Genomic DNA, 10,450 nt, shown 5'->3' with positions numbered 1-10,450 from the left:
CGTCCAGGTGCGCGACCGCCGCGGGGTGGCGCAGGTCCAGGTGGTATCGGCCGTTCTCGACCTGCCGCCGGCCTTCCCGTTGGAAGAACGCGTCGGGCGGGAGGCTGTCCGCCAGCGGGCTGCGCACCCCGACGACCTCCGGCTCCAGCCACAGTCCCGGCCGCATCCCGGCGGCACGGATGCGGTCGATCACCTCACCCAGACCGCCTGGGAACCGCGTACGGGAGGGCGTCCAGGCGCCCACGCTGTCCCACCAGGCGCCGTCCTCGTCGTACCAGCCGGCGTCGATGCAGAAGTACTCGGCGCCGGCCGTCGCGGCGGCATCGATCAGTGGGAGCAACCGCTCGGTGGTCGGGTCGCCGAGCAGGGTGTTCATGTAGTCGTTGAACACCACCGGCAGCGCTGTCCGGTCGGGATGCGGCCGGACGATCGCCCGCCGGTACGCCGTCAGCGCCGCGATCGCCGACTCCATGCCGTCGCCGCCGACCGCGAGACCGGCCGGCACGCCGGCGAACTCCTGGCCCGGATCCAGCGTCTGGCGCCACTGATGGTCGCCGTCGACAGGTCCGTGCACGGCCAGGTACACACCGTCCCGACGCTCGCCCACCTCCCACCGCCACGCCCCGTTGTGCTCCACCTGGAACGCCCACGCCCGCCCGGTGTCCTCGTCGACCAGTGCGCCCATAGGCAGGTACTTCCCCGACGACCATGAGCCGTGGCTGGCCATCACCAGCGCGCCGCGCGGTGTCTGCCCGTGGATGGCGAGGTCGGCATCCGGCAGCTGGCGCTTCCGCAGCGGCTGCCGCTGCCACCGGTTCTCGGCCGACCAGTTGTTCTCCGCCCAGTACACGTCGATGCCGTCCGCACCGGAGTCGGGTCGGAACGCACCGGTCGCGAGCGAGCTGACCGCATACAAGGTCACGGGCTCGGACCCGACCACCCGCACGCTGGTACGCACCTGGATCGCCGAGACGTCCTCGGGTGACCGGATCAGGGTCCGGACCTGGAGTCCGGCCTCGTCGTCCACCTGCTCGAGCTCGAACTCCACCCAGCCGTCCGCTGTCCCGACACGATGGGTGGCGTAGCGCAGCCGGTGCCCGACCGTGGTCCCCACCTGCCGAGGCCCGGACCAGGGCTGCCCCTCGCCCGCGATCTGCACCTCGACCAGTGGCTGACCGGATCGGCGGGTGCCCGCCCCGTCGCCGGCGTCGGCCCGACGTACGTCCGTCGGTTCGAGTCGTGTCAGGCACACCGGCGCGTCGGCGTCCGCCGCCAACTCGAGTGTCAGCGCGGTGTGGCCCCACAGGAGGCGGAACGGAGGTCGTGTCATTATGCGGAGGCCTTTCAGATTCGCTTCCACCGAACGCCGGCGTCGTTCTGGTCGCCTGTCGCGACTCGGTCGCATCGTGCCGGAACTGCGCCGTTCGGCTGAGGGCCGGCCTGCATCGGATGGTCAGGGCGTGGTCAACTCGAAGCGTTCCACCAGCACTTCGCCGCCGAGGGCCTGGGTGGCGTGGTTGAAGACGGCGAAGCGGTAGCCCATGAAGAAGTTCGGCGTCTCGTTCATGGTGAAGGCCGGGCCGAGCGGGGTGAAGGTGGCGCCGTCGGTGCTGTAGGAGAACGTCGCCTGGCGGCCCGGCCCCGGGTTGATGTCGGCGGCGGCGCGCAGCCAGACGCGGCTGCCGGAGAGGTCGGCGCCGGCCTGCTCGGTGCCGGTGCCACTGGTGCTCCAGTCGGCGTTCATGGTCAGGCCGTCGAACATCACCAGCCTGCTGACGCCGTCCTGCCGTGTGACGCCGATCCAGGCGGAGAAGTCCCGCAGCATCGCCAGCCCGGCCCGGTCGCCGTCCGCCATCCCGGAGCAGTCGAGGACGACGGTCGCGGTGGAGGTGGGGCCCTGGATGCGGCGGGTGAGGGTGTTACGGGCGTTGTAGAGGTCGTCGGTGACGGTGGCGGTCCTGAGGGTGAGCCCGTTGTCCACGGTGAACGCGGCGGTGTCGGGGTTGTGGTTCCACTCCCAGTACGGCGCCAGCGCCGTCCCCTCGAAGGTGTCGGCGCCGGTCATCGGCGGGAGCGGGTGCGGGGTGACCGGGTAGGGGTATGTCTCGCCCCACGCGCCGTCGACGGTCTGGAGCTCGGGCCAGCCCTCGGCGTTCCAGGTCACCGGGGCCAGGGCGGGGACGCGGCCGCCGGGATAGGCGTCGATGAAGCCCATGTAGTACCAGTCGCCGTTCGGGGTGTCGACCAGCGAGCCCTGGTGCGGCACGCCGCCGCCGGGGATCGGTCCTGGCAGGTCCAACAGCACCTCCCGCATCTCGTACGGGCCGAAGGGGCCTGAGGTGGACTTCCAGATGTACTGGCCGTTGGCCGGGCGGGTGACGAAGATGTAGTAGTTCCCGTTGATCTTGTAGAAGCGGGCGCCCTCCATATAGTGCATGTCGTCGGGCTTGGTGAGCACGTGCTCGTTCCTGACCTCGGTGAGCATGTCCGGGGCGAGCTGCGCGACGTGGATCTCGTTGGCGCCGTACGCCACGTACGGGGTGTCGTCGTCGTCGAAGAGCAGCCCCGCGTCGTAGTAAACGCTGCCGATCTCGGCGTGCCGGGTCCAGGGGCCCGCCGCGTCGGTGGCGCTGTATACGTACGACCGCTGGGCGCCGATCTGGCCCACCCAGTAGAAGGTCTCGTCGCTGGGGCGGTGGCGCATCGATGACGCGTAGATGCCCTGGACGTACGCCCGTCCGCCGTTGAGGTCGTACGCGTCGCCGAAGTCGAGGACCGGCACCGAGTGGCCGATGAACTCCCAGTTGACCAGGTCGTAGGAGCGCAGGACGGGCGCGCCCGGCGAGAAGTGCATGGTCGAGCCGGTGTAGTAGTACGTGTCGCCGACGCGGATGACCTCGAGGTCGGCGAAGTCCTGCCAGATCACCGGGTTGGTGAACGGCTCCTGCTGGGCCGTCGTGCCCGCCGCCGCGCGCATCGCGCCCATCGCCGGCAGCGAGGCGCCCGCGACCAGGCCGGCGGTGGCCGCCATGACTCTCCGGCGGCTGTGGGGGTGTTGGAGCCAGGACATACGAGATCAGCTTCCTCACGCGTGGGGGACGAGGGCCGAAGGTGCGGAGCGGTGGGTGTTCCCCGCAGTAGCGGAGGATCCACCCTCATCATCGAAGCGCTTCGATGCTCAGCCAGGGTCCTGATTCTGTCAAGAGATCGCGTGACAACGGCTTGTGGTTCCGGCTGGAACCCGTTGGTAACGTTGCCAATTCCCCTCGAACTTCTGCCGCGAGGCTTGTGCGCTCCGCTGAGGACTCCTAACCTCAGCCCAAAGTTGAAGCGCTTCGATCATTCGTCTTACGTCTCACGTGGATCTTGGATCTTGCAATGAAGCAGAGCCATGGAGGGTCGCTGACGTCATGCCGGACCCACGCTCCGAGCTCAGCCGGAGAGGTGGAGAAGCTGCCGCGCCGCTGCAGTACGTGCGCTACCAGATCGTCGTACGCCGCCAACGGCCCGCCGGCATGTCGGAGATGATCGCCAGCGGCCAGGTCCCCAGCCTCGCCGTGCAGACCGCCGTCATGATCCTCGCGCTGCTGCCCGTCGCCGTCCTCTCCCCTTCGTCCAGCGCCACTTCAAGGAGGGCATGCTCATCGGCCCCATCAAGGGCTGAAACGTACCGCACCACATCGACAGTCCGGACAGCCTCTGGCGGAACGAGGCCGACCGGAACCGCTTGCTCAGGAATCAGTCAGGAATGAGGAGTCCCCCCATGCGAATAGGAAGAATCAGCCGCGGGCATCTGTCCGCGATGCTCACCGCCGTGGTCGCGGCCCTGGTCGCGGTGGCGGCGTTGCTCGTCGGCAACCCGGCTCAGGCGGGCGCCAGCGACACCGCGCAGTGTTCTCTTCCATCGACGTACAACTGGTCCTCGACGGACGCGCTGGCGCAGCCGGCCAACGGGTCGGTCTCGCTGAAGGACTTCACCAACGTCGTCTACAACGGCCAGCACCTGGTCTACGGCTCGATCTTCAACGAGTCCGGGTACGGCTCGATGGGCTTCGCTCCCTTCACGGACTGGCCTGACATGGCCTCGGCCCCCCAGACCCAGATGAACGTGAGCACGGTGGCGCCCACGCTGTTCTACTTCGCGCCCAGGGACATCTGGGTGATGGCGTCCCAGTGGGGTCAGTGGCCCTTCTTCTACAGCACCTCCACCGACCCCACCGACCCCAACAGCTGGTCCGAGCCCCAGGAGCTGTTCACCGGCAGCCTCCCCGACGGCGCCGCCCCGATCGACCAGACCCTGATCGCTGACGACGAGAACATGTACCTGTTCTTCGCCGGCGACAACGGCAGCATCTACCGGGCCAGCATGCCGATCGGGAACTTCCCCAGCAGCTTCGGCTCCTCCTACGACACCATCATGACCGACACCAGGGAAAACCTGTTCGAGGGAGTGCAGGTCTACAAGGTCGATGGCCAGGACCAGTACCTCATGATCGTCGAGGCGATGGGCACCAACGCCGCGCGCTACTTCCGCTCCTTCACCGCCTCCAGCCTGGACGGTGAGTGGACCCCGCAGGCCACCAGCGAGGACAACCCCTTCGCGGGCCAAGCCAACAGCGGCGCCACCTGGACCAACCACATCAGCCACGGTGACCTGGTCCGCCACAACCCCGACCAGACCATGACCATCGACCCCTGCAACCTGCAGTTCCTCTACCAGGGCCTGCCCCTCGACACACCGCCGGACATCCCCTACGACGAACTGCCGTGGCGGCCGGGCCTGCTCACCCTGCAACCATGACCCGCCCGATCCACGGTGATCGCGATATGGGGCGGTCCGCCGACACGTAGACGAGTGGGTTACGGCGTGGGCGACTTCACCTGCTGACCGATACACACCGCCTTGAGGAACCCCAGCCGCGCGTCGGCCGGGGTTCCTCTCTTTCGTGGACTCCCTGGCCATCAGCGAACGACCCGGACACCCACGCAACGTGATCAAGCCTGCGCACGGGACCGGGCGGTGGTCCCGTACGCCCCGATCGTGCGGTCAGCGGGGGCCGAGCTGGCCGGTGGTCACGGCTGTGATGAAGGCAACGGTGGTCCCGGCACGCGCGAGGGCGTCGAAGCGTACTTCCGGCGCCCACAATCGCTCCCACGCGAGGATACGAGCACTCGGCGAACAGGCCGTCGCCACGCTGAAGTCCTGGCGGCTGCTGCGGAAGCTGCGGTGCAGCACCACCCGCCGGGCGACCGGTCGGCCGGGCGACCGGGCGACCGGGCGACCGGGCGACCGGGACCAGGGTGCCCATCAGATCCTCGCCCCCGTCAGGTCCTCGTCGGCGAAGCTGAAGCACCAGGGGCTGCGGTAGTTCTGCCACCACGCCGGACGCAGCCCCGTAGGGCCGAAGAGTTCCTCCAGGCCGCGGCGCATGGTCAGGTGCCACTCGATCCGCTCGGACCCGGGGGCGCGGTAGACGTCCATGAGGGCGTTGTGGGCCTGGTACGTCTGGAACCGCGGGAACGTCGTGGTGACCGGGACGAACCGCCTCAGGTGCTCGATCGCCTCCTCGATCGGGTCCAGGCCGATGATGTAGGTGAAGTCGGTGGTGATCCCTCGTTCCTTCGCCTCACCCAGCACGGACACCATCCGCTCGGGGGTGAGCTTGGCCTTGGACTCCTTGAGGATCTGTGGCCGACCGGTGAAGCACTCCGCGGTCAGCGTCAGGTGAAACGGTCCCAGCCGGGCGGCGGCGTCCAGCCCGTCGCCCGTCGTGAGCACCGAGGACAGGAAGTGCAGCGTGCCCACGCATCCGTTGGCGGCCATCGCCGCGCGGATCTTGGCGAGATGCTCCAGGGCTAGATGCTCGTGCAGGAAGCAGCCGGTGCAGACCGTGACCGTGTTGACCGACGAGAGGTCGGCCATGCCGGAGGTCGCGGCGAGCGTGCCCAGGTAGCCGGTCAGGTCCAGCGCCTTGATCTTCGGGTCGGAGGCGTCTTCCAGGGTGTTGGGGCAGAACACGCAGCCGGTGCACTGCGAGCGGGCGTTGGAGTTGAGCGTCAGCATCCGCCGTCCGCCACGCCAGTAGCCGAGCACGGCGTCGTCGTCCTCGATCCCGTCGACCCGACCGACCTTCACGCCGCCCAGCCGCAGCTCGTTCTCGTCCAGCTCGAACGGCGAGTCGGACCGGCCCAACGCCAGGATCAGATACAGCGGTTCGTCCGGGCGGGAGTCCAGGCGGAGCCTGAAACGCATGCGGGGCTTGGGAAGCGGTGAACGCGCCCCGCAGGCGTTCAGCGCGATCAGCAGGACGTCCTCGGGGTTGAACTTCCATTGCGCGGCCACCTGGTGCAGGTGGCCGATGGATTCGAGCATCCGTGAGTCTCCCTCTCATCCGATGGGGCGGTGCCGGGTCAGCAGACCGCTTCGGCCGTGGCCAGTAGGGGCAGCCGGACGAGGATCCGCTTGCCGCCGCCGAACTCGTCGGCGACCACCTCGTGGCTGCCGCCGGCCTCGGTCGCCAGGGCCGCCACCACGGCCAGGCCCCACCCGCCCTCGGCGTGAGGAGCCGGCAGGGGAGCGGGATGGAAGGGGTGGGCGTCCGCGACCGACAGCCACAGCGCTTCCGGATCCCTGGCGAGCGTGACCGTCGCGGTCGGGGAGAGCACCGCGGCATGGCGGACGACGTTGGTGACCAACTCGGTGATGATCAACGACGCCGCATCGAGCAGTTGCGCGTCGATCCCCCAGCCAGAGAGCACCCCGACCGTCTCCCGGCGGCAGCTTCTACGTGCACGACCTGCGCGCCAGCTGAGAGGAGCCCGCCAGACGGGCGGCGGGCCCCCTTACTCCCGCGGCGCCCGCGTGGAGTCGCGGACGACCAACTCGGGCTTGAAGAGCAGCTGCTGATGCGTGTGAGCGGAGCGGTACTCGGAGAGCAGCAGGTCCGCGGCCGCGTGCCCGAGCTGATAGGTGGGCTGTCGGACGGTGGTCAGGCTCGGGGACAGTTCGGCCGCGAAGTCCACGTCGTCATAGCCGACGAGGGACATCTCCGAGGGCACGCGGATGCCGTGCTGCCGCAGGCCGCGCAGGAGCGCCAGCGCGGTGTCGTCGTTGAAGCAGATGACACCCGTGGGGCGCTCCTCGCGCGCCAGGAGGCCGGCCATCGCCTGGGAGGCGACGGCGGCGGCGGAGGCCGGCGTGACGCGCACCTCCATCAGGGCGGTGGCCGGGTCCAGGCCGGCGGACCGCAGGGCCTTGTCGATGCCCTTGGCGCGGTCACTGATGCTGGGCACCGTCTTCGCCGCGCGTATGTAGGCCAGCCGCCGGTGGCCGAGGCCGAGCAGGTGTTGAGCGGCCAACTCGCCGCCACGACGTTGTCGACGCTGGCCGCGCAGAGGTCGGTGTGGTCGCGTTCGCGGTCCAGCAGCACGATGGGGGTGCCGCGGCCGCGCACCGTCAGCAGGCGTTCCAGTCCGACGCTCACGGGGCTGATCATGATGCCGCCGACGTCCTGTTCCTGGAGGATCTGCAGGTAGCGGGCCTCGCGCTCGCTCTGGGCGTCCGTGCTGCACTGGATGAGGACGCATCCGGCTTCGGCCAGGCGGTCCTCCATGCCACGGGCCAGCGCAGCGTAGAAGGGGTTGGCGGTGTTGGGCATGATGCAGCCGATCACCCGGCTGCGGGCACCGCGGAGTTGCCTGGCCGCGCTGTTGCGCACGTAGCCGACCTGGTCCATCGCCTCCTCAACCCGCCGCCGGGTCGACGCGAGCACGCGGTGCGGGTTGTTCAGCACGTTGCTGACGGTGGACATCGATACGCCCGCTGCCGCGGCGACCTGCCGGATGCTGGCCCGGCGGATACCCTCGCCGCCTGCACTGGGTCTCTCCTCCTCGCCCTCCGCCGCCGGTGTGGCACCCGGCGGCGCGATCGGCCTAGCCGACGGTGGTCACGATTCCCCCTGACCAGGGCCGCGGCCCACCTGCCCGGCCCGGCGGATCCGCCGACCGGCGCGGTGTGCCGATTGCGAGGTCGCAAACAGGGAACCGTGGGGCACGCGCCCCCACCCGTGGGGACCGCGTTCGAACCGATTCCCCTCAACCCCTCCTCACCCACCGCAGCACCACTCGCCCGGCCCGGAAAGTCGGTGGTTCGCGCCTATGGGAGAATGTGCGATCGCACACGTGCGGACGCGGCCGGTCGACGAGGACAGGGTGCTCCTGGCGCAGGCGGATGGAGAGGGCGGCTTCTCGTCTCTCGGCCACCGGTTCCAGTGGAGAGGCGCTCGATCTCCCGCCGCATTCAGATGTGACTGACCGACCTAGACAAGGAACCACCATGTCCAAGTTTCCCGACCGGGTGCTCTTCGGTGCCGCCTACTACCACGAGTACCAGCCGATGCCCCGGCTGGAGGCGGACCTCGACCTCATGCGGCAGGCCCATTTCACGGTGATTCGGGTCGGTGAGTCCGTCTGGTCCACCTGGGAGCCGGAGAACGGGGTCTTCGACCTCGACTGGCTCCAGCCGGTGTTGGACGGCGCCCATGAGCGGGGCATCAGCGTGATCGTCGGCACCCCCACCTACGCGGTGCCGCCCTGGCTCGCCCGCGCCTATCCCGAGATCAACGCGGAGCGCCGCACCGGCCAGCCCATGGGATGGGGCGCCCGCCAGGAGATCGACTTCACCCATCCCGCGTTCCTCTTCCACGCCGAACGCGTCATCCGCAGGATCGCCGCCCGCTACGCCGACCACCCGGCCGTCATCGGCTGGCAGGTGGACAACGAGCCAGGCTGGGAGCTCTTCCACAACCGTGGTGTCTTCCAGCGCTTCGTGGACCACCTGCGGCACACCTACGGCTCGGTCGAGGAACTCAACAAGGCGTGGGGGCTCACCTACTGGTCGCACCGGCTGTCCACCTGGGCGGACCTGTGGACGCCCGACGGCAACGCCCAGCCCCAGTACGACCTGGCCTGGCGCCGCTTCCAGGGCACGCTCACCACCGACTTCATCGGCTGGCAGGCCGACGTCGTGCGCGAGTACGCGCGCGACGACCAGTTCGTGACCACCTGCATCTCCTACTCACGCCCCACCGTGAAGGACGACGACCTCACCCGCCGCCTGGACGTCACCGCCGGCAACCCCTACTACCGCATGCAGGACGCGCTCGAACTCCCCTGCTCCCGCGAGACCGACCGGAACTGGCCCGCCGAGGGCACCTGGGCGCTCTATCAGGATGCGGACCGGATGTACTCCTCCCGCCAGGAGCCCTACCTCGTCACCGAGACCAACGCCCAGGCCATCGGCGGCCCCAACCTCAACGAGCCCGCCTACGACGGCCAGTGGCGCCAGGTCGCCTGGGCGCTGGTGTCCCGCGGCGCAACCATGATCGAGTACTGGCACTGGCACACCCTGCACTTCGGCACCGAGACGTACTGGGGCGGCATCCTCCCCCACAGCCAGGAACCGGGCCGCGTCTACCGCGAAATCGCCCGCCTGGGCGACGACTTCCGGCGCGCCGGAGCCCTCGTCGCCGGCCTCACCCCGGACGCCGACGTCGCCCTGGTGTACTCCACCGACACCAAGTGGGCCGCCGAGGGCGCACCGTTCCTGCTCGCCCCCGGCGGCACCGCCGACCGCGGCTCCTACGAGGTCGTCTTCAACGCCGTCTACCGCGGCGCCTTCGACGCCGGCCGCCAGGCCAGGATCACCCACCCCTCGCAGCTCTTCGCCACCGACCCGGCCGAGTACGCCGCCCGCCACCCGGTGCTGGTCGCCGCCGCGCTGCTCCTCGCCACGGACGACGAGCTGCGCTGGCTGGAACGCTACGCGGCCGCCGGCGGCCACCTGCTGCTCGGCATCCGCACCGGCTACGAGGACGAGGAGGCCCGGGCCCGTCTGGAGCGCAAGCCCGCGTTCCTGACCGAGGCGGCCGGCGTCTGGTACGACGAGTTCTCCACACTCCGCACTCCGGTGCCGGTCGAGGCGCCCGACGGCTCCCCGCTGACCCTCCCGGACGGCGCGAGGGCCACCTGCTGGGCCGACGGTCTCATGCCCCACGCGGACGCCGGCACCGAAGTCCTGGCCGCCTACCGGCACCCGCACCTCGGCCGGTGGCCTGCGGTCACCACCCGCGCCCACGGCGCCGGCCGCGTCACCTACGTCGGCACCGTCCCTGACCCGGCACTCGCCGCGGCGATCCTCGCGTGGGCCGCTCCCGACCGCCCCACGGCGTGGCCGACCAACGCCGACACCCAGACCGTCACCGGCGCCACCGCCAAGGACGGCACCCGGCTGCGGTTCCTCCACAACTGGTCCTGGCAGCCCAGCGAGTTCACCCCGCCGGTCGCCGTCCACGACGTCCTCACCGGCGAGGACCTCCCCGTCGGCGAGGCGGTACGCCTCGGCCCGTGGGACGTCCGCGTACTCGCCGAACGGTAGCCAGCCGAAAGGGCC

General features: G+C 69.9%; 7 protein-coding genes and 2 pseudogenes. 3 read left to right on the top strand and 6 right to left on the bottom strand.

Annotated elements, in window-relative coordinates; all coding sequences use genetic code 11:
* Both ABGB06_RS36265 and ABGB06_RS36260 read right to left on the bottom strand, forming a co-directional pair.
* The coding region (locus ABGB06_RS36265) for a glycoside hydrolase family 36 protein (protein WP_347598796.1) at nt 1-1,330 on the bottom strand (1,330 nt) is incomplete at its 3' end.
* A gap of 123 nt (nt 1,331-1,453) precedes the next feature.
* Nucleotides 1,454-3,070 carry a glycoside hydrolase 43 family protein gene (locus tag ABGB06_RS36260; protein WP_347598793.1) on the bottom strand — a complete coding sequence of 539 codons (1,617 nt, stop codon included), beginning with the start codon at nt 3,068-3,070 and terminating at the stop codon, nt 1,454-1,456.
* A gap of 609 nt (nt 3,071-3,679) precedes the next feature.
* Between ABGB06_RS36260 and ABGB06_RS36255 the strand changes: the two genes are divergently transcribed.
* Together ABGB06_RS36255 and ABGB06_RS36250 are read left to right on the top strand one after the other, a co-directional pair.
* Complete coding sequence (locus tag ABGB06_RS36255) at nt 3,680-4,801, top strand: non-reducing end alpha-L-arabinofuranosidase family hydrolase (protein ID WP_347598814.1); 1,122 nt, start codon at nt 3,680-3,682, stop codon at nt 4,799-4,801.
* A gap of 331 nt (nt 4,802-5,132) precedes the next feature.
* Nucleotides 5,133-5,243, top strand: a pseudogene (locus ABGB06_RS36250) (IS5/IS1182 family transposase); the annotation flags it as partial.
* 65 nt (nt 5,244-5,308) lie between these two features.
* Here the strand turns inward: ABGB06_RS36250 and ABGB06_RS36245 are convergent.
* The 4 genes and pseudogenes from ABGB06_RS36245 to ABGB06_RS36230 form a co-directional block, all read right to left on the bottom strand.
* Complete coding sequence (locus ABGB06_RS36245; protein ID WP_347598790.1) at nt 5,309-6,373, bottom strand: radical SAM protein; 1,065 nt, start codon at nt 6,371-6,373, stop codon at nt 5,309-5,311.
* A gap of 38 nt (nt 6,374-6,411) precedes the next feature.
* Nucleotides 6,412-6,771, bottom strand: a pseudogene (locus ABGB06_RS36240) (ATP-binding protein); the annotation flags it as partial.
* 72 nt (nt 6,772-6,843) lie between these two features.
* Nucleotides 6,844-7,311: a substrate-binding domain-containing protein gene (locus ABGB06_RS36235; RefSeq protein ID WP_347598811.1), complete on the bottom strand. Its 468-nt coding sequence runs from the start codon at nt 7,309-7,311 to the stop codon at nt 6,844-6,846.
* Nucleotides 7,215-7,844 carry a LacI family DNA-binding transcriptional regulator gene (locus tag ABGB06_RS36230; RefSeq protein WP_347598808.1) on the bottom strand — a complete coding sequence of 210 codons (630 nt, stop codon included), beginning with the start codon at nt 7,842-7,844 and terminating at the stop codon, nt 7,215-7,217. The genes ABGB06_RS36235 and ABGB06_RS36230 overlap by 97 nt, the downstream gene beginning before the upstream one ends.
* Nucleotides 7,845-8,335: 491 nt before the next feature.
* On the opposite strand from ABGB06_RS36230, the gene ABGB06_RS36225 reads away from it, so the two are divergent.
* A complete protein-coding gene (locus tag ABGB06_RS36225) occupies nt 8,336-10,435 on the top strand; it encodes a beta-galactosidase (RefSeq protein ID WP_347598787.1) in 2,100 nt (699 codons plus the stop codon).
* Nucleotides 10,436-10,450 lie beyond the last annotated feature (15 nt).

This window comes from Streptomyces sp. B6B3, from assembly GCF_039871525.1.
In the GTDB taxonomy this organism is placed as follows: Bacteria; Actinomycetota; Actinomycetes; order Streptomycetales; family Streptomycetaceae; genus Streptomyces.
Note: the sequence above shows the minus strand (reverse complement) of the source record. Positions and strands in the feature narration are given on the sequence as shown.

Excerpts from the sequence above, each read along its gene's own strand:
- ABGB06_RS36260 (WP_347598793.1), bottom strand. The coding sequence starts at position 3,070 with ATGTCCTGGCTCCAACACCCCCACAGCCGCCGGAGAGTCATGGCGGCC.
- ABGB06_RS36245 (WP_347598790.1), bottom strand. The coding sequence starts at position 6,373 with ATGCTCGAATCCATCGGCCACCTGCACCAGGTGGCCGCGCAATGGAAG.
- ABGB06_RS36225 (WP_347598787.1), top strand. The coding sequence starts at position 8,336 with ATGTCCAAGTTTCCCGACCGGGTGCTCTTCGGTGCCGCCTACTACCAC.